At 36.9% G+C, this 26,133-nt stretch carries 20 protein-coding genes; 9 read left to right on the top strand and 11 right to left on the bottom strand.

Features of this window, described 5'->3' with window-relative positions; genetic code table 11:
• Positions 1-103: 103 nt before the first annotated feature.
• The 4 genes from ACZ1GR_RS08660 to ACZ1GR_RS08675 all read right to left on the bottom strand — a co-directional run bounded on the left by ACZ1GR_RS08660 (position 104) and on the right by ACZ1GR_RS08675 (position 7,705).
• Positions 104-2,854, bottom strand: coding sequence for a TonB-dependent receptor (locus tag ACZ1GR_RS08660; protein ID WP_472611732.1), 2,751 nt, complete (start codon positions 2,852-2,854; stop codon positions 104-106).
• Positions 2,855-3,062: 208 nt separating this feature from the next.
• Positions 3,063-4,910 carry a glutamine--fructose-6-phosphate transaminase (isomerizing) gene (glmS, locus tag ACZ1GR_RS08665; RefSeq protein ID WP_472611733.1) on the bottom strand — a complete coding sequence of 616 codons (1,848 nt, stop codon included), beginning with the start codon at positions 4,908-4,910 and terminating at the stop codon, positions 3,063-3,065.
• Positions 4,911-5,036: 126 nt separating this feature from the next.
• Positions 5,037-6,890: a DUF4270 family protein gene (locus ACZ1GR_RS08670; RefSeq protein WP_472611734.1), complete on the bottom strand. Its 1,854-nt coding sequence runs from the start codon at positions 6,888-6,890 to the stop codon at positions 5,037-5,039.
• Positions 6,891-6,895: 5 nt separating this feature from the next.
• Positions 6,896-7,705, bottom strand: a complete 810-nt coding sequence (locus ACZ1GR_RS08675) for a glycogen/starch synthase (protein ID WP_472611735.1) — start codon at positions 7,703-7,705, stop codon at positions 6,896-6,898.
• A gap of 102 nt (positions 7,706-7,807) precedes the next feature.
• On the opposite strand from ACZ1GR_RS08675, the gene panC reads away from it, so the two are divergent.
• From panC to radA, 5 genes are read left to right on the top strand one after another with little or no spacing between them, the layout of a single operon-like run.
• Positions 7,808-8,653: a pantoate--beta-alanine ligase gene (gene panC, locus ACZ1GR_RS08680; protein WP_472611736.1), complete on the top strand. Its 846-nt coding sequence runs from the start codon at positions 7,808-7,810 to the stop codon at positions 8,651-8,653.
• 17 nt (positions 8,654-8,670) lie between these two features.
• Entirely contained in the window at positions 8,671-9,021 is a 351-nt protein-coding gene (panD, locus tag ACZ1GR_RS08685; protein WP_472611737.1) for an aspartate 1-decarboxylase, read from the top strand.
• A 2-nt stretch (positions 9,022-9,023) separates the two neighbouring features.
• Positions 9,024-9,989 carry a lysylphosphatidylglycerol synthase transmembrane domain-containing protein gene (locus ACZ1GR_RS08690; protein WP_472611738.1) on the top strand — a complete coding sequence of 322 codons (966 nt, stop codon included), beginning with the start codon at positions 9,024-9,026 and terminating at the stop codon, positions 9,987-9,989.
• 24 nt (positions 9,990-10,013) lie between these two features.
• Positions 10,014-11,156: an alpha/beta hydrolase gene (locus ACZ1GR_RS08695; protein ID WP_472611739.1), complete on the top strand. Its 1,143-nt coding sequence runs from the start codon at positions 10,014-10,016 to the stop codon at positions 11,154-11,156.
• Positions 11,157-11,202: 46 nt separating this feature from the next.
• Entirely contained in the window at positions 11,203-12,564 is a 1,362-nt protein-coding gene (gene radA / locus ACZ1GR_RS08700; RefSeq protein WP_472611740.1) for a DNA repair protein RadA, read from the top strand.
• 7 nt (positions 12,565-12,571) lie between these two features.
• Here the strand turns inward: radA and ACZ1GR_RS08705 are convergent, their stop codons facing one another.
• Both ACZ1GR_RS08705 and ACZ1GR_RS08710 read right to left on the bottom strand, forming a co-directional pair.
• Entirely contained in the window at positions 12,572-13,612 is a 1,041-nt protein-coding gene (locus tag ACZ1GR_RS08705; RefSeq protein WP_472611741.1) for an NADP(H)-dependent aldo-keto reductase, read from the bottom strand.
• Positions 13,613-13,673: 61 nt separating this feature from the next.
• Positions 13,674-14,435, bottom strand: a complete 762-nt coding sequence (locus ACZ1GR_RS08710) for an exodeoxyribonuclease III (RefSeq protein WP_377766145.1) — start codon at positions 14,433-14,435, stop codon at positions 13,674-13,676.
• A 51-nt stretch (positions 14,436-14,486) separates the two neighbouring features.
• Between ACZ1GR_RS08710 and ACZ1GR_RS08715 the strand changes: the two genes are divergently transcribed.
• Together ACZ1GR_RS08715 and ACZ1GR_RS08720 are read left to right on the top strand one after the other, a co-directional pair.
• Complete coding sequence (locus ACZ1GR_RS08715; RefSeq protein WP_472611742.1) at positions 14,487-16,541, top strand: TonB-dependent receptor domain-containing protein; 2,055 nt, start codon at positions 14,487-14,489, stop codon at positions 16,539-16,541.
• A gap of 5 nt (positions 16,542-16,546) precedes the next feature.
• Positions 16,547-16,687: a VOC family protein gene (locus ACZ1GR_RS08720; RefSeq protein ID WP_472611743.1), complete on the top strand. Its 141-nt coding sequence runs from the start codon at positions 16,547-16,549 to the stop codon at positions 16,685-16,687.
• A gap of 255 nt (positions 16,688-16,942) precedes the next feature.
• Here the strand turns inward: ACZ1GR_RS08720 and katG are convergent, their stop codons facing one another.
• The 4 genes from katG to ACZ1GR_RS08740 form a co-directional block, all read right to left on the bottom strand.
• Positions 16,943-19,138, bottom strand: a complete 2,196-nt coding sequence (gene katG / locus ACZ1GR_RS08725) for a catalase/peroxidase HPI (RefSeq protein WP_472611744.1) — start codon at positions 19,136-19,138, stop codon at positions 16,943-16,945.
• 630 nt (positions 19,139-19,768) lie between these two features.
• Entirely contained in the window at positions 19,769-20,416 is a 648-nt protein-coding gene (locus ACZ1GR_RS08730) for a class I SAM-dependent methyltransferase (RefSeq protein WP_472611745.1), read from the bottom strand.
• A gap of 17 nt (positions 20,417-20,433) precedes the next feature.
• Entirely contained in the window at positions 20,434-21,975 is a 1,542-nt protein-coding gene (locus ACZ1GR_RS08735; RefSeq protein WP_472611746.1) for a glycine--tRNA ligase, read from the bottom strand.
• Positions 21,976-22,012: 37 nt separating this feature from the next.
• Positions 22,013-22,915, bottom strand: a complete 903-nt coding sequence (locus tag ACZ1GR_RS08740; RefSeq protein ID WP_377766151.1) for a prefoldin domain-containing protein — start codon at positions 22,913-22,915, stop codon at positions 22,013-22,015.
• A gap of 83 nt (positions 22,916-22,998) precedes the next feature.
• On the opposite strand from ACZ1GR_RS08740, the gene ACZ1GR_RS08745 reads away from it, so the two are divergent.
• A complete protein-coding gene (locus tag ACZ1GR_RS08745) occupies positions 22,999-23,661 on the top strand; it encodes a ComF family protein (RefSeq protein ID WP_472611747.1) in 663 nt (220 codons plus the stop codon).
• An 88-nt stretch (positions 23,662-23,749) separates the two neighbouring features.
• A complete protein-coding gene (locus tag ACZ1GR_RS08750) occupies positions 23,750-25,369 on the top strand; it encodes an Ig-like domain-containing domain (protein WP_472611748.1) in 1,620 nt (539 codons plus the stop codon).
• On the opposite strand, the gene ACZ1GR_RS08755 is transcribed toward ACZ1GR_RS08750, so the two are convergent.
• Positions 25,356-26,132: an amidohydrolase gene (locus ACZ1GR_RS08755; RefSeq protein ID WP_472611749.1), complete on the bottom strand. Its 777-nt coding sequence runs from the start codon at positions 26,130-26,132 to the stop codon at positions 25,356-25,358. The two genes, ACZ1GR_RS08750 and ACZ1GR_RS08755, sit on opposite strands and share 14 nt — an antisense overlap.
• Between the last annotated feature and the right edge of the window lies 1 nt (position 26,133).

The following is a 26,133-nucleotide window of genomic DNA, read 5'->3' on the forward strand; positions in this document are numbered from 1 at the left end:
AGATATGTTATTACTATTTGAAATAGAAACTTCTGAATTCTTTTTTTCCATAAAAAAAGGCATCTAATAAAGATGCCTTTTGTACGTCTTATGAAATTGTTGCTTAAGGATTTATGGTCCAAGAAACATAATAGATCGAACCTATTAATCCAGAGCCTATAGCTTGAAAGTATTCGTCTGCCAATAAGTTTGAACCACCTGCTTTGAATACTGATTTAATACTTGGCACCGAATAGTTTATTTGTGCATCTAAAACTGAATAAGCTGGCACATCACCATCAGCAAAAGATGCTTCCCAGAAGAAATCATCACTCCAGCGGTAATTCACTCCAAAGCCAAAGTTTTTAAATAAATCTGTCTTGCCGAAAGAAGCTTTAACCTTATGTTCTGGACTATTGAAGTTCGTTCGAATACCTCTAGCTCTTAGGTCCTCGGCATCTTCTAAGAGGGTATAAGTATAATTAACCCCTAAGTCAAAACCAGCAATCTTGGTATCAACTCCTATAGTTCCACCATAAGATGTAATTTGCTCCTGCGAATTCGTATACACCTGATATACTTCAAAATCTCCATTCTGTAGTGCCAATAATGATAAGCCACCATCTCCGGCTTCACCATACAAAGGAACCAGTGTTTGTGTTTGCGATACAAACTGGTCATAAATATTGTAATATCCACTTAAATCGATTGTAAATTTTCCTAGCTGAGATCTATAACCCAATTCAAAAGCTGTTATTTCTTCAGGCTGAACAAGCGGAATGTTCACTGCAGTAGGGTTACCTGCCTGCACAGAACTTAAAGAAAAAGCGTTTTCATATGCTGCTCTACCTACCACATCAACAGTTGGTGAACCTGAAAAAGCCTGACCTTGTTGACTTACATCGAACGTTCTCACATCTCTATCTAGGTTATCCGGCGCAGAACCTACAAGTATTGCCGCTCCGACATTTAAGCCTATAAACAAATCTTGTGTTGTCGGGTTTCTAAAGCCTTGTTGAACTGAAGCTCTAACATTATGATTTCTGTTCTCGCCCAAAGTAGCCGAAATACCAGCTCTTGGAGAAAAGAAGCCATCAAAAAATTCATTCTTATCATATCTTCCTGACAAAGTAAGCTTTAACCTATCGTCCATTAATTTCTTTTGAAGTTGCATATACCCACCATATTCTTGGTATGTGATAGGTCCATCAAAATCTGTAAAAATGGTTCCCTGAGAATTTAACTCATATTCTCTCCAAGAACCCCCAACTTGAATGTCTGCCCAGTCATCTATTAGGTGGGCCAAGTTGTAATTACCATTTACGTGGCGAAACTTTGTGTTATCGATAAATTTTGCCCCCGTAGTTAAATCTCCATCTGAAATAACTCGATTAAAAGCATTTTCAAATGCCGCGGTACCTGGTATCAATCTACCCGTATCGGCAACGACCCTTGCGGCCGCGTGAGCTTGCTCATCAGTTGCAGGAACTCCTGTCCCTACTCCTAACTTCGCTCCAATAAAGGTTTGCGCATATTCCGTAAACCACTGCGTATTAGATTTCCAAGCGCTATTAGTATTTATAGCTGCAAATCTGGTATCATAAGCATCTCCAGAATTTTCAGCAACAATGTAGGCTCGAATAAAAAAATTGTCATTTTTCAATTCCAATTTGTGCTGCTGCATTTTAAACCCGTCTACAGCATATCTGTTTGCACCTTGATAAATAGTATTTCCTCGACCTATTCTACCATTGTATATCAATTCCAAGTCATTGGCAAAAGGCTTATAGTGCAAGGACCAGTCGGCTTTAACGCTTTGCGCATCATAATTGAATAAATCTACTTCGTTGTACCCAGTTCTGCTTACTCGAGCAGAACCTACAGTACCGGTTGGCAAACCAGCAGCGGCATCAAAATTTAATAAGGTAGACACCTCATCGCCGTAAACATTCAACCCATTATAATTCGGGTCGGATCTATCCGCTCCAGGATTACTTAAATCATCTGTTCTATTTGCATGCCAGTCTTCACCCTGTAGATAAGAGAAACTAACTTTTCCGGCAAATTTATCGCTAAATGCGTGTGCTGCGCGGATACCAACATCATAGTAAGGGTTATCACCAGCTGCATCTTGCGATGTTAAACCTGTTTTCACATAGGCGCTTATGCCTTGAAAATCCCATGGATTTTTACTTCTCATAAAAAGAATACCATTAAAGGCCCCTGCTCCATAAAGTGCTGAAGATGCACCTGGTAGAATTTCTACACTTTGCACATCGAGCTCATTCATACCTACTAAATTACCCAGTACGAAATTCAATCCTGGTGCAGTATTGTCCATTCCATCAACTAATTGTAAAAAACGTGTATTTGCAAAAGTTGCAAAACCTCTGGTGTTTACTGATTGAAAAGTTAAACTGTTGGTATTGATATCGACACCCTTCAAATTCTGAAGACCTCCATAAAAAGATTCAGCAGTAGTGTTCTTAATCTCTTTTAGTCCGAAACGTTCTACAGAAACTGGTGACTCAAAAATACGCTCCGGTGTTCTAGAAGCGGATATCACTATTTCATCAAGTAGCGTCGATGCCTCATTAAGCGTTATTGATAAAACCTCATTATTAGAAGTTACATCAACTGTAGTATCGGTGTAACCAATACTCGATATTTTAAGCTTAAAAGGTGGTGTTTCACTGGTAGAAAATGTGAAATTTCCATCAAAATCCGCCACGGTACCCTCTGCTTTTCCAAGAAGCAAAACATTCGCACTTGGTACTGGTTCTCCGTTTTGATCTACTACTTTTCCTGTAACAGTAGTTTGAGCAATTAGTGTTGCTCCGAACAAAAAGGTAAAGACAAAAAATAATTTTTTCATTAGTCTTGAATTTGAGTTAAGTCAGTTTAAATTACGCATTAATTAAACGAAGCGGAATATACATTTTTTTTGACTTTTGTCTTAATAAAAACAAAAAAATTATGCATGCATAGTACTTTTTTCTAATAAAAAGCCCTTTCCTAGTATTAAATTAACAAAAAAACGGCCTAATTAGGCCGTTTTTAATATTAAATGAATTTTTTATTAGTTACTCTACGGTAACCGACTTTGCTAAATTTCTAGGCTGATCCACGTTACATCCTCTCATTAATGCAATATGATAGGACAACAACTGTAGTGGAATAGTAGTCAAAAGAGGTGTCATAGGTTCAGAAGTTTCTGGGACTTCTATTACGTGATCCGCTATTTCTTTAACGCTCTTATCTCCTTCGGTAACTATTGCTATGATTTTTCCGCTTCTAGATTTAATTTCCTGTATGTTACTAACAACCTTTTCATAATGACCCTTTTTGGTTGCAATTACAACCACGGGCATTTCTTCATCTATAAGTGCTATGGGCCCGTGCTTCATCTCAGCGGCCGGATAACCTTCAGCATGGATATAGCTAATTTCTTTTAATTTCAGTGCGCCTTCTAAAGCAACTGGAAAATTATAACCTCTACCTAAGTATAAACAATTGGTTGAATCTTTATATACCTCGGCAATTTCTTCAATCAACTTATTAGACTTCAAGGTCTTCTCTACTTTAGTGGGTATACCCTCAAGTTCCGTTAAATATTCATGAAACTTAGATTCTGACATGGCACCCTTCTCTTTCGCAAGTTTTAAAGCAATTAGCGATAACACTGTAATCTGAGTGGTAAAAGCCTTTGTTGAAGCCACTCCAATCTCTGGACCAGCATGGGTATATGCTCCCGCATGAGTTTCACGCGCAATCGAAGAACCAACAACATTACACACTCCAAAAACAAAAGCACCTTTTTCCTTAGCCATTTTTATTGCAGCTAAAGTATCAGCAGTTTCTCCAGATTGGGAAATTGCAATTAATACATCCTTATCGGTAATAACAGGATTACGGTATCTAAATTCAGAAGCATATTCTACCTCAACCGGTATTCTTGCCAAATCCTCAAAAATATACTCTGCAACAAGGCCGGCATGCCATGACGTTCCGCACGCTACAATTATAATTCTATTTGCGTTAATGAACTTTTCAAGATTTTGATCTATTCCAGCCATTCGAATTAAACCTTGATCCGCAAGTAGTCTTCCTCTATAGGTGTCTAAAATAGCTCTTGGCTGCTCATAGATTTCCTTAAGCATAAAGTGATCATAACCTCCTTTTTCTATCTCTTCGAGATTTAATTGAAGTTCCAAAATATTTGGATACGCTATTGCGTCATCCTTAATCTTACGGAGTTTTATTTCTTTGCCAATTCTAATAATTGCCATTTCTTCATCTTCGAGATAAACAGCATTATTAGTAAATTCTATGAAGGGAGATGCATCGGAAGCAATAAAATATTCATTCTCTCCAATACCAATAGCAAGTGGACTACCTAATTTTGCAACAACTATTTCATCGGGTTTATTTTTATCAAATACTGCTATTGCATAAGCACCAACCACCTGATTCAGTGCAATTTGAACAGCTTTCCCAAGTTTAACGCCTTCTTTCTTCTTAACTTCTTCAATTAAGTTAATCAGGACCTCTGTATCTGTATCCGACTCAAAAGAGTAACCTCTCTTAATTAGAGCTTTTTTAAGTGATTCATAGTTTTCTATAATTCCATTATGTATAATGACTAAATCTCCGGAATTGGAATAATGTGGGTGTGAATTCACATCATTGGGTACACCATGTGTTGCCCAGCGCGTATGGCCAAGACCCAGTTTTCCATTTGTAGAAATAGTAATCTCTGCTTTATGCTTTAAATCTTCTACTTTTCCTTTTGTTTTTGCCAAATGGGTGTCTTCTCCATCGAACAGTACTACCCCAGCACTATCGTACCCTCGATACTCTAATCTTTGAAGGCCTTTTATTACGATTGGATAGGCATCTCGATGACCTATATACCCTACAATACCACACATAAGTAAATAATTTTTAAGGGGTTACAAACTCTTAATGTTTGCAAATTTAAACTATGAGCAATGAAATCTGCTGAAAACATAGATAACTAACGTAAAAAACCTTTAAGTCGTATCAACGGCCTTCCACTAATTCGCCTCTGTATAGAAAATTTGAAGCTTAAGTTTTTTTGATTCGTTCTCTGGAGAAACATTACTCCCAAAAAGAACGGTACCCAACGGATTTACAGTGGACATAATCGGCACATTGATATCACTAACTGAACCTGCACCAATTGCTTCGGCAACATTTGATATTGCAATATTCGAAGTGAGCGCCAATGCCAATTTAGCATTGGTAGAATCTCTTACAATAATATTATTTATATGCTCGGTAATTCTAACAGTATAGCTTGTACCTAAATCACCTTCTTTTTCTATAATTCCATCATAATTTAAAAAAATGTCCAGAGGAGCATCTGACAAACTAACTTCGGTAGCCGGATTATAAAGGGGTTGATTGGTTTCAGCATTAAAAAGATAAATTCTGGGCGGTTCAATACCGTTTGCTACGACATCCCTGTCAATGGAAAATACTAAATTGGCCTCGTTAATAATCCAGTTGTTCCGTTTAATTTCATTAATTATTTCAGAGCCGTCAACTTCATCAAATAGCACTATTTCGGCTATAGTTCCCGCACCTCCCTTTAAGAAAATTCGCGCTGCATTTTCTCCACTGTTCAAGCTAGCAGTAATATTAGCCGGATAAGGCTCATTATTTAACGTATTTACTGCGTTACCTGAAATCGAATTATTGGCAGCCTGTAAAAAAGTCAACACAAAGTCTCTTTCTATTCTTTCAGAAGTGTTAACTGTATTATCACCTGAATCATCAATAACAAAATTATCATACTCATAAGTTATAGTAAGATTGGCTTGGGTCAAATCTAGCAACAACATAATATCTTTGTCCATTTCTGATGATTCAACCGAAATATGCAGCCCGCGTAAAAAATTGTTGAAGTTCGATTGACTTAAAAGCTCAGAACCTCCTTCTTTATCAATAAGGTTCTCTTGAAAAAATTGAGTATCTAAATTTATTCTTATTCCCGGATTGAGACGTGATTCTACTGTTAATGATTCATCTACATCATCGGTTTCTGGGTCATCATCTGCAAAAAAGATATATTCCAAATCACTGATGGTTACCAAGGTATCGGCCAATACGTCGGCGGTGAACGCAGGTGAGAATTGCTGATTCGAAAAATATTCCTGTGCCTCCTCAAAATTACTATTAGGATCTAAATCTCTAAGGAAAAACGTGGACTGTTCCACTTTCAGTCTTAGAGACGTAGTCCGACTTCCAAAAATACTATCTAAATCAAACTTTCGTGGAAAAGTATTACCTGCAAAACCTTCTTCTGTTCCATCCTCATTTGGGTTTAGTGGATCTGATTGAGCCGTCCTCTCATCTATATCACTAACTCCATCATTATCAGAATCTGAGTTAGGGTCATTTGGATTTTTATCAAAAGCATCTGCAACGCCATCATTGTCAGAATCACGGGCCCCATTTGGTGAAATTAAGTATGGTAAATAAAGTACAACTTCTTTTACTGTTTCATTTTCTGGAATAGTCGAATCCTCATCATCATTTTCCGCTAGGTCTTCAGTGGCCTGAGATAAGTCGCCAAAAGAGTTTGTTGTAGCTCCGGTATTTTGATTTACAGGAAGCCTAAGCTGAGTAGTAATGCTAGCCTCAGTTCTTCCAAAAACAGGGTCATTGTATGTGCCTAACTGATAAATAGGAAGGCGATTTGTCTGAACGGCCTCAATGTTTTTGTTAAAAGCAAAAACATCATATTCCGCTTTTCCAGTAGTAAAGGGTTCGCCTGCGACTACCCCTTCACCAATTGTATTCAATTCTTCTTCACAGGAAGCAACAAGTACCACCAAAAATGCCCCAACAAAAGCTGGAAATAAATTTTTACCAAAAAAGCTCATGCAATTTATTTTAGAACCTCTGTTTTATAGAAATTAGAATAAGCCTCTTCAGATTCTTGGACTGAAACATAAGGCAAAACAGGTTTTTGCAGACTTTCAATATATTGCTGTAAATCTTTAGAAACCCCTTCTGAGGCTAAAATAATCGCATCTGAATAATCTACGGCAACCTTTAACAAATTATTATAGTCAGGTGTACTAAGCGACGCTATTTTGCTTTCATCGATACCATCAAAAGCAATTTTCTTATCCATATCTGCATTAAGGGCCCCTTCAAAGCCTTGATCATAAACCGAGGTCACAATCTTACTATCTGCAAAAATAGGTTCATCCGCATAGTACTCTCGAAGATATAGCGGTAATAATGAAGCCATCCACCCTTGCACATGAATAATATCAGGGGTCCAATTTAATTTTTTGACTGTTTCAACTACTCCTTTCGCAAAGAAAATTGCCCGTTCATCATTGTCAGGAAATAAATTTCCTTCCTTATCAGTAAAAGTTCCTTTTCTTTTGAAGTATTCTTCGTTATCGATAAAGTATACTTGAATACGTTCTTTTGGAATAGAGGCCACTTTTATAATAAGAGGCATATCCATGTCGTTAATCACTAAATTCATCCCTGAAAGACGAATAACCTCATGTAATTGATGTCTTCTTTCATTAATATTTCCATACCTAGGCATGAAAATACGTATCTGTCCTCCACTACTGTTCACCATTCTTGGGGCTTCGTATGACATTAAAGAAACAGGATTCTCTGGGAGGTAAGGCACTAATTCAGAAGATACAAACAATATCTTTTTACCATTCATAAACGCAATTTTTATGTATCTGAAAAAACGTAGCTGCAAAAGTACAAAAATAATGTAGATATGCAGTATTTATAGTATTTTTGCGAGCTTTTATGCTCATTCATGCAGGTATTACACTACAAAAAAGAGTTGCGGGACATTTTATTATCCAAAGACGGCAAAAACCATACCATAGGGTTTGTGCCCACCATGGGTGCTCTGCATAAAGGACATCTTTCACTGGTAAACAGGGCCGTCAATGAAAATGATATCACTGTAGTGAGTATTTTTATTAATCCCACACAATTCGACAATAAAGAAGATCTTGAAAAATATCCTGCAAATCTTGAAGAAGATATGGTTTTGCTAAAAACGATATCTAATGACATTCTGATTTTTGCTCCATCGGCCAAAGAAATATATGATGAAAAAATTGACTCCAAAAAATTCGATTTCAATGGCTTGGAAAAAGTAATGGAAGGTGAATTTAGGGCGGGACATTTCAATGGTGTAGCTACAATTGTTGAACTTTTACTTCTAACTGTAAATCCTACTCGGGCCTATTTTGGAGAAAAAGATTTTCAGCAGCTTCAAATCATTAAAAAACTTGTGGAACTTAAGGGTTTTCCGTTTAAAATTATAGGCTGCCCCATTGAAAGAGAAGCCAATGGTCTGGCAAGAAGTTCACGTAATGAACGTCTGTCGTTGTCTACACGAGAAAAAGGTGGTTTTATTTACAAAACCTTGAAAACTGCCAAATTAAAATTTGGCACGGAAAGTGCTAATTCTATTGAAGAATGGGTAGTGTCAGAGTTTGCAAGAAACGCTGTTTTTACACTAGAGTATTTTCAAATTGCAGATATTAATACATTAACACCCATTTTAAAAAAACAAAAAAATGTAAAATACCGAGCTTTTATTGCCGTCTATGCAGAAGGTATTCGCTTGATAGACAATATAGCTCTGTAAATTCTTAAATTTGTATCATGCAAATAGAAGTTGTAAAATCAAAGATTCATCGAGTAAAAGTTACTGGTGCAGACCTGAACTATATTGGTAGTATTACAATTGATGAAGATTTGATGGATGCTGCAAATATTATTCGTGGCGAAAAAGTTCAAATTGTAAATAACAACAATGGTGAACGACTTGAAACCTATGCAATTCCCGGACCAAGAGGTTCAGGTGAAATCACCTTAAATGGTGCTGCATCAAGAAGAGTGGCCGTTGGCGATGTTTTAATTTTAATTACCTATGGTAGTATGGACATTGAGTCGGCTAAAAGCTTTATGCCAGCCCTAGTTTTCCCAAATGAGGACACTAACTTACTCAACTAGTTTTGAGTGATTCTGCCAAAAAATTTCTAAAGACCTTCATTCCCATTGCATTGGGAATCTTTCTAATTTGGTATTCTTATACGTCTACCTCACCTGAAGAAAGAAAACAGATTATGCATTATATCTCTAATGCGAGTCCGTTTTGGGTTGGACTTTCGGTTGTTATTGGAATTCTAAGCCATATCTCAAGAGCCATTAGATGGAATTATATGCTCAAACCTTTGGGATACAGCCCAAAACTAAGCAATAATGTATTTATCATTTTGATGGCATATTTTGCAAATCTTGGAATTCCAAGATCAGGAGAGTTCTTAAGAGCGACTGCCCTAACCACATACGAAGGTGTTCCATTTGAAAAAGGTTTTGGAACTATAGTGACCGAAAGAGTCATAGACCTTATCATGCTTTTAGTGATAATTACAATCGCCTTGATCTTACAAACAGATATTATACTTGAGGTACTAAACGAAAAAGGTGTTAATCTAATCGGTGCTGCTGGCATTCTATTTGTTGGTATTATTGGTTTACTAGTTGCTGTAAAGGTTATTAAAAAGTCCAATGCAGGGTTTGCTCTAAAGCTTAAAAACTTTTTAGGTGGATTGTTGGATGGAATTTCCAGTATCTTAAAAATGAAAAATAAATGGGCATTTGTTTTTCATACACTATTTATTTGGGCATGTTATATTGCCATGTTCTGGGTCATTAAATACACTGTTCCAGAAACCGTAAATCTTACACTTTCAGAATTACTGATTGCATTTGTTGGAGGCGCTTTTGCAATGTCTACTACAAATGGCGGTATAGGTCTTTACCCAATTGCTGTAAGTACCTCGTTGGCAATTTTTGGGATTTCTTCAGTTGCGGGAGATGCTTTTGGTTGGATAATGTGGATTGCACAGACCCTTATGGTTGTGGTTTTTGGGGCAATATCTTTTGCACTACTTCCGTTATTGAACCGAAACCGATAATACTGATTATCAAAAGCCTAACAAATGAAGAAGTTGTTTTTGCCAATATTGGCATTATTTTGCTTTAGTGTTAACGCCCAAGTACAAAAAGAGATTTTTGAATCGTTTAAACTACAAGAGAGAAGAGACGTTTCCTATTACTTTCCAGAAGATTATACAGAAGACAAAAAATATCCTTTAATTCTAGTTTTAGATGCCGATTACCTTTTTGACTTAGTTGTAGCCAATGCCAAATTCTATAGCAAACACAACCGTATGCCCGAGGCCGTTGTTGTAGGAGTTCATCAAAGTAAGAACGACCTTAGATGGGAAGATTGCGATTTCGAACAAACCACAGGCTTACCCACAGAAAAGGGGAAACTGTTCTACGAATTTTTAGGAACCGAGCTTATACCATATCTTGAAACTAACTATAAGATTGCACCGTTTAAGATGTTTATCGGTTATGATATCACTGCCAATTTTGGCAACTACTTCTTATTTAAAGATAAATCATTGTTCAACTCTTACTTGACAATATCTCCTGTGCTGGCCACAGAAATGGAGAGTAGGGTGCCCTCTAGGTTATTAGATTTAGACCAAGAAATATTTTATAATGTGGTTTTAGAAAAAGAAAAGACAGAAGATCGCCAGCGTATGCTTCAAATGGATAATGCCATAAAATCGATTTCTAAAGAAAATATTCATTACTTCTTTGATCAATACGACGAACCGGATCATATTTCAATAGCCGCTTATGGCGTAAGTAAGGCATTTGACAATGTCTTTAAATTATTCAGGCCTATAAGCCCTAAAGAATACAAAGAGCAAATACTTAAATCAGAAGAACCTGTATTTAAATATCTAGAGGAAAAATATAGTCGCATTGAAGACCTTCTAGGTTTTGAAAAACAAGTTGAGCTCAATGATATCATGGCAATTTATGCTGGTTGTGTAAAAAAAGAAGATTATGAGTCTTTAAAAGAACTTTCTCAGGTCTGTAAGAAATTCTACCCAGAAACTATGATGGGCTTCTATTTTGAGGGCGAATATCTTGAACTGCTAGGAGAGCCCAAAAAGGCAAAAAAGGCATTTGAGAAAGCGTACCAGATGGAAGAGATAGATTTCTTGACAAAAGACCTTGCCATTGAAAAATTGGATGCCCTTAAAGCTGATTTTGGCTTTTAAAATCTAGAACTTTAAACTTATCTTTAGCCAAATTCCTTTTAGGTTTATGGCCAAAACCAAAACAGCTTTCTTTTGCCAAAATTGCGGTACCCAGTATGCCAAATGGATCGGGCAATGTACTTCTTGTAAACAATGGAATACCATTGTTGAAGAAATCGTGCAAAAAGAAGAAAAAAAAACTTGGAAGACTAGTTCAAGTACACTTCAAAAAGCTTCGAAACCACTTCGGGTCAACGAAATAAACAGTGACAAAGAAATTCGATTTAACACTCAAGATATCGAGTTTAACCGCGTTTTAGGAGGAGGGCTTGTGCCCGGTTCTTTAACGCTTCTTGGTGGTGAACCTGGAATTGGTAAGAGTACACTCTTACTACAAATTGCCTTAAAATTAGCTTATAAAACACTTTACGTTTCTGGCGAAGAAAGCCAAAAACAGATAAAGATGAGGGCAGAACGTATTCATCCCAGTTCTGAAAATTGCTTTATCCTTACTGAAACAAAAACACAAAACATCTTTCAACAGATTGTGGCATTAGAGCCCGATTTGGTTGTCATTGATTCTATACAAACACTACATTCAGATTATATCGAGTCAGCCGCGGGTAGTATTTCTCAAATTCGTGAGTGCACCGCCGAGCTTATAAAATTTGCCAAAGAGAGCAACACTCCTGTTATTCTTGTTGGGCACATTACCAAAGATGGAACTATTGCCGGGCCTAAGATTTTAGAGCATATGGTGGATACCGTACTTCAGTTTGAAGGTGACCAAAACTATGTATATCGTATTCTTAGATCTCTTAAAAATCGTTTTGGTTCTACCGCCGAGTTGGGGATCTATGAAATGCAGGGTAGTGGACTTAGAGAAGTAAACAATCCTTCAGAGGTTTTGATTTCAAAGAATGATGAAAATTTAAGTGGTGCCGCCGTTGCTGCTACCGTAGAAGGTATAAGACCGTTGCTTATTGAAATTCAAGCGCTAGTAAGCACCGCTGTTTACGGAACCCCGCAACGCTCTGCTACCGGGTTTAATGCTAAAAGATTAAATATGCTTTTAGCTGTATTGGAAAAGAGGGCCGGGTTTAAACTTGCCGCGAAAGATGTATTCTTAAATATCACTGGAGGTATATCTGTAGACGATCCAGCGATAGATCTAGCCGTAATAGCCTCTATATTGTCAAGTAATTTTGACACTCCTATTCCAAAAGGGGTATGCTTTGCGGCAGAAGTTGGCCTATCTGGTGAAATAAGATCAGTTCAACGAACAGATCAACGCATATTGGAAGCTGAAAAACTCGGCTTTACATCTATCTATGTTTCCAAAAACAATAAGATTACATTGAAAGATACCAAAATCAGGGTGCGTTTAGTTTCAAAAATTGAAGATGTCGTAAGTACCCTATTTAAATAATTTAGCTCTAAGGCGCTGGATTAGGAATTTCTTCATGAATCGCTTCAATACCTTCTAAAACTTCATCCGATAAATCGATATTAATACTATCTATATTTTCCTTCAATTGCTCCATAGTTGTGGCCCCAATAATATTACTGGTTACAAAAGCCCTAGTATTTACGAAAGCCAATGCCATTTGCGTTAACGAAAGACCGTTACTTTCAGCGAGATCAAAATACTTTTGTGTAGCGGTCATAGCATTTTCTCCGCTATATCTGTTATAGTTAGGAAATAAGGTTACTCTTCCTTTTCTAGGTTTTTGACCTCCTAAATACTTTCCGCTCAAAACACCAAAACCCAAAGGAGAATACGGAATTAAGCCTATCTTTTCTCTTATCGAAATCTCAGAGAGCCCTACTTCAAATAATCTATTTAAAAGATTATAAGGGTTTTGTATGGTGACCATTCTTGGCAAATCTTGATGTACTTTGGCCTCTTCAAGAAAGCGCATCGTGCCCCAAGGTGTTTCATTAGATATGCCTACCTGTCTAATTTTACCTTCTTTGACCAGATCGCGAAGAGTTTCTAAAATCTGATGGATATTATCCTCCCAAAAATCAGGTTCACCGGCGTTAAAACCTCTTTGCCCAAAATAGTTTGTGTTTCGTTCTGGCCAATGTAACTGATATAAATCAATATAATCGGTCTGTAGTCTTTTTAAACTTCCTTCTACTGCAGTAATAATTGAATCTTTACTGAAACCGGTGGTTCTGATAAACTTTGTGTAATCTCCAGGACCAACAATTTTTGATGCCAAAACTATCTTATCCCTATTCCCATTTTTTTTGAACCAGTTGCCAATTATCTCTTCTGTAACCGCGTACAATTCTTTCTTTGCCGGAACAGGATATAATTCTGCCGTATCAAAAAAGTTTACCCCTTGCTCTAGAGCATAGTCCATTTGCTCATGACCTTGTTCCTCAGAATTCTGGCGTCCCCAGGTCATCGTACCTAAACAAATTTTACTAACTCTAATATCAGTATTGGGTATTCTGGTATATTTCATGAACAAAGCAATTTTGAACGCAAAAATAATCGTTTTACACTACTGTTTTCTTAAGAAAACTCTAATCTATTTCAATAAGGATAGGGCAATGATCACTATGTTTTGCTTCGTTAAGAATTACAGAACGTTTTAACCTATCTTTCAAAGAATTGTTTACCATGCCATAATCTAAACGCCATCCTTTATTATTATTTCGAGCATTTGCTCGGTAGCTCCACCAGGTATAATTATGAGGTTCTTTGTTAAAATGTCTGAAACTATCAATAAAACCACTTTCGATAAAATTACCTATCCATTCTCGCTCTACTGGTAAGAACCCCGATACATTTTTAAGCCCTACGGGATTATGGATGTCTATGGCTTCATGGCAAATGTTATAATCTCCGCAAACAATTAGGTTTGGTCTAATCTTTCGAAGCTCATTAGCATATTTTTGAAAATCTGCCATGTAGGTCAATTTAAATTCTAACCTATCCATGTTACTACCTGAAGGCAAATACATGCTCATTACTGAAACATCCCCGAAATCAGCCCTAATATTTCTTCCTTCAAAATCCATATAGTCAATACCAGTGCCATATTCAACATGGTCTGGCTCTTGCTTACAAAGTAACGCTACACCACTATACCCTTTTTTTTGGGCACTGAACCAGTAATTATAGTTATAGCCGGCTGCCTCAAAAAGCGAAACATCTACCTGCTCTTTCATGGCCTTGGTTTCTTGTATGCAAACTACATCTGGGTTAACGGACTGCAACCATTCTATAAAGCCTTTGTTCAAGGCTGCTCTAATGCCATTAACATTATAAGATACTATTTTCATCTACCTAATTTTGCTTAAAAATAGCTAAATTTAACCCTTACTTTCCGCTTAATGAAACATGTTTTTATTATTGTAGTTGCCTTTTGTTATTCTTATGTTTTAATTGCCCAAAATGATTCTATCACCAATCTTGACGAAGTAACTCTTATCGAAGAGTTTATTGCCAAAAAAGCCATCGGCATTACAGAATCATCAAGCATTGATACCGATAATTTAGAACAATTTAGCCCGATAGATTTTGCAGGGGGTATCAATCAAATTTCAGGGGTATACCTGCTTTCTGGGGCTTTGAATACTAACCGTATTACCATTAGAGGTGTAGGGTCAAGGTCTCGTTTTGAAACTGATGAAGTACGTATGTATTTTAATGGCATTCCGGTTACTGATGGAACTGGAATTTCTACAATTGAAGCTTACGACTTTGAAAATATGGGGCGCATTGAAGTAGTGAAAGGACCAAAAGCTACCTCACTTGGCACTAATCTTGGTGGCGCATTACTTTTGAATACCAGACCTCCAGTAGTGGGGGAGACCTTTTTGCAAAATAACTTCACCATTGGTTCTTATAACCTCATTAAAAATAATTTGGCTTTTCGGCATTCAGAAAAAAACTTCAATATCAATATAAATTACAATTATTTAGAGACTAATGGTTTTCGCCAGAACAACCACTTTGAACGTGATGGCTTTTTACTGACTTCTTCTTTACGAATAAATACCAAAAACAAAATAGATTTTTTAATTAACCATATTGATTATACTGCAGGTATACCCAGTGCAATCGACGAAATCGATTTTAGAGAAGACCCGCGAAGAGCCGCTTCTATTTGGTTAGCTGCCAAAGGTTTTGAGACCAACAACTATAGCTTGACAGGAGTATCATACCAACATCAGTTTAATCAGCACTTAAAAACTACCAATAGTATTTTCTACAGCTATATTGACCGTTTTGAACCCAGCCCGTTTGAAATCTTAGGTGAATTTACCCATGGATATGGTTTTAGGTCAGTGACAAAAGGTCGCCTATTTAAAGGTGATTTTACATTTGGCGGTGAACTTTATCGCGACAATTATTACTGGAAAACTTTTGAAAATCTATTTCGAGAAAATGAAGGAAAAGGATATTTACGGGGCGCTCAAGAATTAGATAATAAAGAAATAAGGTCGCAACTCAATATTTTTGCCACCTATGGGTTTTCTATATCAAAAAGACTTTTGGCACAAATTGGTATTAATTTAAACAATACCAAGTACCATTTCTTTGATCAGTTTAATACAGGTAATGCCAATACTTCTGCTGAGCGTAATTTTAACCCTATTGTTCTGCCAAACCTTAATCTTCAATACACCATCAATAACGGACGATTTTTTGCCAATATCGGTAGAGGCTTCTCTAACCCTGGTATTCGAGAAACCTTGAATTCAGACCGAGTACTAAATCCTAATATAAATCAAGAAAAAGGTATTAGTTATGAAGTTGGTAGCTCTTTTTCTTTGTTTAAAAACACATTCAACCTAAATACTTCTGTTTACCGCATGAACATTAATGATTTGTTGGTATCTGAACGGCTTGACGAAGTACGGTTTATTGGAAGAAATGCTGGTAGTACCAGGCATCAAGGTTTTGAATTCGATGCAAATTATCTATGGAAGATATCTGATAAATGGTCGGTTAGCCCCCGTATTAGCTATACCTTTAACGACCATGTTTTTGTGGATTTTATTGATGGCGATAATAACTTTTCAGGTAATGAATTAACAGGTGTACCTAAACATCTTGTTTACTCAGGTTTAACTTTAAAGCAAACCAAAGCATTTACCTTTAATCTTACCCACCAATTTGTCGATGAAATCTCACTTACAGATGCCAATACCGAATTTAGTGAAGCTTTTAATGTTTTCAATATGCAGTTACGCTACCGGGCTATGCTTTTTAATAAATTACGGTTTGAATTAAATGTTGGTTCAAACAATATCTTTGATACCACATACGCACAATCGGTATTGATTAACCAGCGGAGTTTTACTAGCGCTCCACCTCGCTTTTTCAATCCAGGAAATGGCAGAAATTATTTTGCTGGACTACGTTTAAATTATATGCTTTAAAAAAAATGAAGACTACACCTATTAATTATATCGAATTAAAGTCTACTGACCTTAAAGCGACCAAAACATTTTATTCTCATGCTTTTGGCTGGTCTTTTACAGATTATGGAGATGGTTATACTGCCTTTACAGATAGTGGTGTTTAAGGTGGTTTTGAACTTACAAAAGAATCAATTGTAAACGGTGCACTAATAGTTTTACACCATAATGATTTAAAGGCCATTAAAGAAAAGGTCATTGACTTAGGGGGAACAATCTCTTTGGATATTTTTTCATTTCCCGGAGGCCAACGTTTTCATTTTTTAGACACTTCTGGCAACGAGCTTGCGATTTGGTGTGAAGAAAAAAAAGCATCCTAATGAAGATTAGGATGCTCTCTTTTTTCATAGCAGTATGAGCTGTTATTTTAAATCAAAACGATCAAGGTTCATTACCTTAGTCCATGCTGCAACAAAGTCTTTTACGAATTTGTCTTTTGCATCATCGGTACCGTAAACCTCGGCAATAGCCCTTAGCTCTGAATTTGAACCAAAAATCAAATCTGCACGGGTTCCTGTAAACTCCACCTTACCCGTAATTCTATGGCTACCTTCAAAGTACCTATCGTCTTCAGAAGTTGCTTTCCAAGTATAGGTCATATCTAAAAGATTGGTAAAGAAATCATTTGTAAGGCTGCCTACATTATCGGTAAAAACACCATGATTGGAACCATCGAAGTTCGCTCCCAATACGCGAAGACCACCAACTAAAACAGTCATTTCTGGTACAGTCAAGGTCAATAAATTAGCCTTGTCTACTAATAGGTCTTCAGCAGCAACTTGTAAATCAGCTTTTATATAGTTTCTAAATCCATCCGCCAAAGGCTCCAAATAGTTAAACGACTTTATATCTGTTTGTTCTTGACTTGCATCACCTCTACCTTGGGTAAAAGGCACTTCAATATTATGACCGGCATTCTTTGCAGCTTCTTCAACACCAACATTACCGGCCAAAACGATTAAATCAGCAATAGAAACGTCTCCGCTAAATTCATTTTGAATTTCTTCTAAAACAGTGAGTACTTTATTTAACTCTGCAGGGTTATTGACTTCCCAACTGCGTTGTGGTTCTAGTCGAATACGACCTCCGTTAGCACCACCACGTTTATCGGAACCTCTAAACGTAGAAGCCGAAGCCCAAGCCGTAGTTACCATTTGTGAAACACTCAAGCCTGAAGCAGCAATCATCTTTTTCAATGATTCGATATCGGTATCACTTAGTTTATAATCTACGGTAGGAATGGGGTCTTGCCATAATAGCTCTTCGCTAGGTACTTCAGGACCTAAATAACGGGCAATAGGGCCCATATCTCTATGCGTTAACTTGTACCAAGCACGTGCAAATGCATCTTCAAATGCCTTGTGGTCTTCATGAAAACGTTGTGAAATTTTTAAATAAGCCGGGTCTGTTTTTAATGCAATATCGGCAGTAGTCATCATTAAAGCTTGCGTTCCATTTCCGCCAGCAGACGGTGCCATTTTGGCCTTTGATTCAGCTGTAGGTGTCCACTGATGTGCCCCTGCAGGACTTTTTGTAAGTTCCCAATCGTAGTTTAATAGCACATCAAAATAATCTGCATCCCATTGTGTAGGGTTTGGAGTCCAGGCACCTTCAATTCCACTTGTAATGGTATCTTCTAGAACTCCAGATTTATACGAATTTTTCCATCCGGTACTCATCTCTTCAATAGAGGCACCATGAGGTTCTGCACCAACATATTTGTTAGGATCTGCAGCACCATGTGCTTTACCAAAAGTATGACCGCCTGCTACAAGAGCTACGGTTTCTTCATCGTTCATGGCCATACGACCAAAAGTTTCCCTGACGTCGGCTGCCGAACCCATAGGGTCAGGGTTTCCGTTAGGGCCTTCTGGGTTTACGTATATCCAGCCCATCATTACGGCGCCGAGATGACCTTCTAGCTCTCCATCTTCATAACGCTCTTCATTTGCGCCCCATTCGGTCTCACTACCCCAATATACATCTTGCTCAGGCTCCCAAATATCTTCTCTGCCTCCGGCAAAACCAAAAGTCGGAAAGCCCATTGATTCTAGAGCACAGTTACCTGCTAAAATCATCAAATCTGCCCAAGAAATACTACGACCATATTTCTTTTTAATTGGCCATAAAAGTAAACGAGCTTTATCTAGATTGCCATTATCTGGCCAGCTATTGATCGGGGCAAATCTTTGATTGCCACCACCGGCACCACCGCGACCATCACCAACACGATAGGTACCTGCACTATGCCAAGCCATACGAATCATAAAACCACCATAATGCCCGTAATCTGCCGGCCACCAGTCTTGAGAATTGGTCATCAAATCGGTGACTTCTTTTTTCAATGTTTCATAATCGAGACTGTTAAACGCTGCTGCGTAATCAAAATCTTCATCCATAGGATTAGAAGCAGCTGAATGTTGACGAAGAATATTCAACTTTAGCTCGTTGGGCCACCAATCGCGGTTTTTGACACCTTGACCTGCCGTTTTTTTAGTTGTACCAGCAAAAAAGGGACATTTGTTGATGTCTCCGTTTCCGTTGTGCGGATCGCTCATAATATTTAGATTTTTATTTTACTTAGTTGAAAGTCTTAAAAATAAGCTTCTTCTGTTAAAGAATATTTCTCAATTTATTTTTTTGAGTTATGTGACTATTGGTAATGTTTATACTGGGAGCTGTAAAGTATTGTTTTTGGTTATCTTAGTACATGTTCTTTAATCAAAACTCCGTGAATCAGCTGAAATATTTATTCTTCATAATAATTAGTATTCTAGGAAACCCTATTTATCAAATGATAGCGTATATTATTTGTGATGAACTAAATTTAAAAACATACAAATCGACGAATGTTTATCAGGTTTACTCATACGCGTTTATTCTAATTCTTCTATTGATTTTTATAGTGCGTCTTTTTACCTATGCCCTAATTTTTACATCTAAGAAGTATCCGTTTACAATAACAGGGAATACAAGTTTTTTATATATTTTTTGCGAGAGACACCTCTTTCAAGTAATTGGTTTGTTCTCTTTTCTAATATGGACTTCCCCTTTGGAAGGAAATATTATTGGCTTTTTTATTTTTCCATTGACATTATTGTTTGGCGGAATAATTTCAATAATAACTTTTATTAGAATTTTGAGAATAAAGAAAATCTATTTAGCCAAGAATACAAGTATTTAAAACTTTATGAAATTCTATAAAGCGTTGTTTGTAATCGCCCTTTGAATTCTTTTAAAACAACTTCAGATAATAGTTGTTCTTCTGTTATTTTTAAGTTGAAAGGAGGCGCCAAAAGATTAACACCACTTTCCTTTTTTAACCGAATTCCTTGACCCGAGATAATGTCCTTGTTGGGTTTAAAATCACCCACCGGTATATGTTCAGTTAAAATCAGATATTTAAACTTGTTCAATTTACCTACAATACGATGGACCTCCGCATTTGATAAATGTTGAAGTACCTGCCTCAAAATAACACAATCGGCCTCGGGTAAATCATCAATGGAAATATCAAGACATTTGAATTCTAAATTTTCTTCCTGAAAAAATTTACTGTTATGTTCGATAAGTTCAGGTACAATATCTACTGCGGTATACTTTTTTGTATTTCTGAATAAACTTTTACCAATATTAAAATCTCCACAACCTAAGTCACATACTGTAATTGGTTCTTTAAAAGAAGTTAAAAATGATGTTACAGCTTCTATATAGGGATGTATAATCTCTGGATTGTGTGAGCCTGCACCCGAATAAAACTCAGTGCTATTATCACCCCAAAGCTTCATTTTATAAATCTGCTCCATGACCTCTTTTGTCGGCCAAGGTTGCTTCATCTTTTTAGCAGAGACTTTTAAATCTTTTTCAACCATTTTCGCATATCCACTTCTTTGGCAATAATGCTTTTTACCTCCGAGAGTTTAACACGTTGCTGTTCCATAGTATCTCGATGACGAATGGTAACAGTTTCATCTTCCAGAGTTTGGTGATCCACAGTGATACAAAAGGGGGTTCCATTGGCATCTTGCCTACGGTAGCGACGGCCCACGGCATCCTTTTCATCATAGGCCACATTGAAGTCCCACTTTAGCTCATCAATTAATTTTTTGGCCACTTCGGGTAGACCATCGCGCTTTAAAAGTGGCAGAATGGCTGCTTTGGTCGGTGCCAAAACCGCTGGCAATTTTAAAACTGTTCTCGTAGTATTGTTTTCAAGTTCTTCTTCTTGCAAAGAATTACTAAAAACAGCTAAAAACATTCTATCTAGACCAATAGAAGTTTCCAATACGTAAGGCACATAGCTTTTATTTTCTTCAGGATCAAAATATTGGAGTTTTTTACCCGAGTGCTTTTCGTGCTGGCCTAAATCAAAATCGGTTCTAGAGTGAATCCCTTCCAATTCTTTAAATCCGAATGGAAATTTAAATTCGATATCCGCCGCCGCATCTGCATAATGTGCCAATTTTTCATGGTCATGAAAACGGTAATTGTGTTCACCCATACCCAAAGACAAATGCCAATTCATTCGCTTTTCTTTCCAGGTGTCGTACCATTCTTGTTGCGTGCCGGGTTTTATAAAAAATTGCATTTCCATCTGCTCGAACTCACGCATTCTAAAGATAAATTGACGTGCGACGATCTCATTTCGAAACGCTTTACCGGTTTGGGCGATACCAAACGGAATTTTCATTCTGCCTGTCTTTTGAACATTCAAAAAGTTTACAAAAATACCTTGTGCTGTTTCAGGCCGCAGGTATAAATCCATCGCAGAATCTGCCGAAGCCCCGAGCTTGGTGCCAAACATTAAATTAAACTGCTTTACATCGGTCCAATTCTTAGAACCAGAAAGCGGGCAAGCGATTTCAAGTTCTTCAATCAAAGCTTTCACATCTGCTAAATCTTCATTTTCAAGAGATTTACCTAAACGTTTCAATATACCATCAGCCTTGGCCTGATAATCAACTACTCGACCGTTAGTTTCTAAAAACTGTTTTTTGTCAAAACTATCACCAAAACGCTTTGCAGCTTTAGCAACTTCTTTATCAATCTTAGCTTCAATTTTGGCTACATAATCTTCTACCAAAACATCTGCGCGATACCTTTTCTTAGAATCTTTATTATCTATTAGAGGGTCATTAAAAGCATCAACATGGCCAGAGGCTTTCCATGTGGTGGGATGCATGAAAATGGCAGCGTCAAGACCCACAATATTATCATTTAGCTGCACCATGGCCTGCCACCAATATTCGCGTATATTTTTTTTGAGCTCAACTCCATTTTGGGCGTAGTCATAAACTGCGCTTAACCCATCGTAGATTTCACTTGACTGAAATACATAACCGTATTCCTTAGCATGTGAGATTACCTTCTTGAAAATGTCTTCTTGATTTGCCATTGGGCAAAAATAGTACAATGACTAAAAAGAGTGAAGTTTATTTTAACTGAAATTCCGTAGAAGATAAAAGGCGTTCGTCTTCAAATATATTTAAAGTATAAATACCTTCTTCCAAAGAACCCTCTGGCACCGTAATGGCATCGCAAACGCTAAGCTCTTTGCCAAGATAAACGAGCTCTACACGTTTACTGTAGGTATTACCCCCAACAGAAATAGTATTTGCATTATCTTCTATAACTTTCATGTCTGGATTCAGAAACTGAAGGTAGATAACTTTAATGTTTCCTCTTTCGTTCGGATTACCTAAAATGGTGACACAACCTCTAAGTTTTTCTATGATAGAAGCCTTATTGGTTTGTATGGGTCTTCCGGCGCGTAAGCGAAACCCAGAACCTTCTGCACTATTTTCGCTCATTTGCAAATAGCTTTTCACTTTCAGCTCTTTACTAAGCTCCTTGTTTTTTTGTCTTACAAGAGATTCGGCTCTTTCCAGACTATTGGTTTTACCTCTTAACTCTTGTATTTCTTTACGCGTCTTTTCGTATTTATCTGCCAAAAGGCTATTGTTATAGCGTAAAAAGTTGTTCTTAACCTTCAAACTATCAAACTTCAATTCCAACGCCCTTAGCACTTTTTGACTTTCTTTTAGCTTGGTAATACTGAAATTTAATCGGCCAACAGAATCCAATAATTTTTGAACTTGCGTTTGTGAAGTTTGTAATTCAATATCGTTTATCTCATTAAGACCAGACAATCTATCGACCTCGACCTTCATTAAGGTTACGTCTTTAACAAGCAACTCTTTTTGGTCTTCTAGATAACTTAATTGCGTTTGAGATTGGGCATAGCTGTAGTAGAAGGCTATTAGAATAGCGATAATGACCGCAACTAATGCCGTTGAAATTATTTTATAATTGAATTTAGTATCTTGAGATTCCATCAATAAGAGGCAAATTCAGCAGGTAATAAGATTTGACAAACTACAGGCTTTCAAAGATAATAAACGATATTAACTACGTCCTATTGCCACAGGTCTGTTTTGGATGTAATACACAATTATACGGAGGAGAGCACATTCTGTGTACCGTTTGTCGAAATGATTTGCCGATTACCGATTATAACTTCCTAAAAGAGAACGCAGTAGACCGAATTTTTTATGGGAGAATTCCTGTTAAAAAAGCAAGTTCCCTCCTTTTCTTCTCACAAAATGGTATCGTAAAACAACTTTTACACCATTTAAAATATAAAAATCAAGAACAAATTGGTGAATTTTTAGGTGATTGGTATGGCGAAATCTTAAAAGAACAAGGCGGACTAGAAGATATTGATGCCATAATACCAGTTCCCTTACACCACAAAAAACTTAAAAAAAGAGGCTATAATCAGGTGGCCCTTTTTGGTGAGCGTTTATCACATTATCTAAATGCACCTTTTTTAAAATCCGTTCTAATAAAAACCGCCAACACCAAGACTTTGACCAAAAAGAATCGCTTTAACCGATGGCAAACCACAAAAGAACTCTATAAGATATCAGATTATGAATCTTTAAAAAATAAAAAGGTGCTATTGATCGATGACGTTATTACAACAGGTGCCACTATAGAAGCTTGCGGTTCGGCCCTTCTGAAAATTGAAGGTCTCGAACTTTATGTAGCGACAATGGCTGTAGTACCAAAATATTCCTAAATATGAAATACCAAAGTTTTCTAAAATTGAAAGACTTAAATTCTATAATACTGCAAGATGTTGTTTATTTGTCTATCAATACGAGTTTATGCTTTTTTTGAAAAAGACTTTAAGTTTCCTTTTTCTGCTTTTACTAGCAACGGCACTTTGGCACTGCGCCCGACGTGGAACTCCTTCTGGTGGTGATAAAGATATTACCCCACCAAAACTGTTACGTTCAGACCCAGAAAACCTTAGTATAAACTTTAAGAAAAAGAGCATTCGACTTTATTTTGATGAGTATATTAAGTTAGAAGATGTTCAAAATCAACTTGTTGTTTCCCCTCCATTAAAAAATGTGCCCGAGATTAAGCCTCAAGGTGTTGCCAGCAAATTCATCGAGATAACTTTTAAAGACACTTTAAGAGAAAACACTACGTACACCATCAATTTTGGGCAAAGCATAGTCGATAATAACGAAGGCAACCCAAATAGTTTTTTAACCTATGTGTTTTCTACAGGAGATTATATTGATTCGCTCTCGCTTTCAGGTGCAATTAAAGACGCTTATAAACGCACTGCAGAACAATTTGTAAGTGTTATGCTCTATGAAATAGACAGTATCTATAACGATTCGACCATATACAAATACCCGCCAAATTATATTACCAATACGCTAGACAGTCTACCACTTTTTTCTTTAAAAAACCTAAAATCTGGCGAATACGCATTGGTGGCCATTAAAGATGAAGGAAAGAATAATGTTTTTGATCAGCGAAGCGATAAAATTGGTTTTGTCACAGATACCATAAGTCTACCGACCGATAGCATTTATTTACTTAATCTGTTTAAGGAAATTCCCGACTACAGTATATCCGTGCCCAGTTATGTGGCCAAAAACCATATTATTTTTGGCTATCAAGGTCTGAGAAGGGATTTTAAAATTAAACCATTGACCGTTTTGCCTGATTCTGTAAGAACCTTAATGACCAAGGATAGGGAAAAAGATACTATCGACTACTGGTTAACGCCCACAGATTTAGACTCTATTATTTTCACGGTTACAAATGAGAATATCGGCCTCATTGACACTTTTACAGTAAAAACAAGGAAACTCGGACTAGATTCACTAAAAATTACGCCGAGCCAAAGTGGCAAACTGAATTTTTACGATAAATTTCATGTTTTGGCAAATACCCCAATTATAAAGATTGACACAAGTAAAATTGGTATTTTAGATAAAGACACTATACAGACACCTTTTAGGCTAAAACTGGATACCATAAAGAACAAGTTGGAATTTAACTTTGAAATTGTGGACAATCAAAAATATAGCGTCGTTTTATTGCCTGGTGCAATTGAAGATTTTTTTGGTATGCAAAACGACACTTTGGTGACCAATCTTTCCACTGGAGGATATGCGGACTATGGTAATTTAACATTAAATCTTTCTGGAGAGGCGACTTACCCCTTAATTGTTGAACTTACCGATGAAAAAGGAGGGTTAGAACGGTCAATTTTTGCCGAACAACCCCAAATCTTCGAGTTTAATAATCTAGAACCAAAAAATTACCGAATCAGAATTATTCTTGATAACAATGGTAATGGCAAATGGGATACCGGAAGCTACCTGCAAAAGTTGCAACCAGAAGTAGTGAAATACTACCCTGATTTAATTGAAATAAGGGCAAACTGGGAGAAGAACGAAACCTTTGTTATAACAAATTAAAGTCATCCCTATCTTGAAGGAATTTTAACTTATCCCGGTTAGTTTTTAAATGTTCTTTTGAAAGTGATACATATAAAATTTCTTCCCTTTCGGAAAACGCCAATTGCTTGCCCAATGCATCATAAGCACTCGAATGGCCTGAATATTCATGCCCCAAACCATCTAAACCTATTCTATTGACACCAATAGAATAACTCATGTTTTCGATTGCCCTTGCTTTTAATAAGGTGTCCCAAGCTTCTACTCTAGGTTTGGGCCAGTTGGCAACATAGATCAAAACATCATAGTCTTCCGTATTTCTTGCCCAAACAGGAAAACGAAGATCGTAGCAAATTAGGGGGCAAATTTTAAATCCTTTGTAATCCACTATTAATTTTTTTTCTCCCGCTTTATAAACCTTATGCTCCCCTGCCAATGTAAATGTGTGCTTCTTGTCGTACCTATGAACTTTTCCGTTTGGCTGAACAAAAAATAGCCGGTTATAAAAATGCGCGCCCTCTTTAAAAACAACACTGCCAACAATTACTACTTCTCGCTTTGAAGCTTCGAACTTCATCCACGCCAAGGTTTTTTCTCCTTCGCGTTCATCAATATTTTTTGGATTCATGGTAAACCCGGTTGTAAACATCTCAGGTAATACGATGATATCGGTTTCAGAAGAAATCGAATCGAATTTTTCAGAAAAAGCTTTTCTGTTAGCCTCTGGATTTTCCCAAAATAAATGTGCTTGCACAACCGCTACCTCAAGTTTATCCATAACCATA

This window comes from Croceitalea sp. W27, assembly GCF_055693185.1.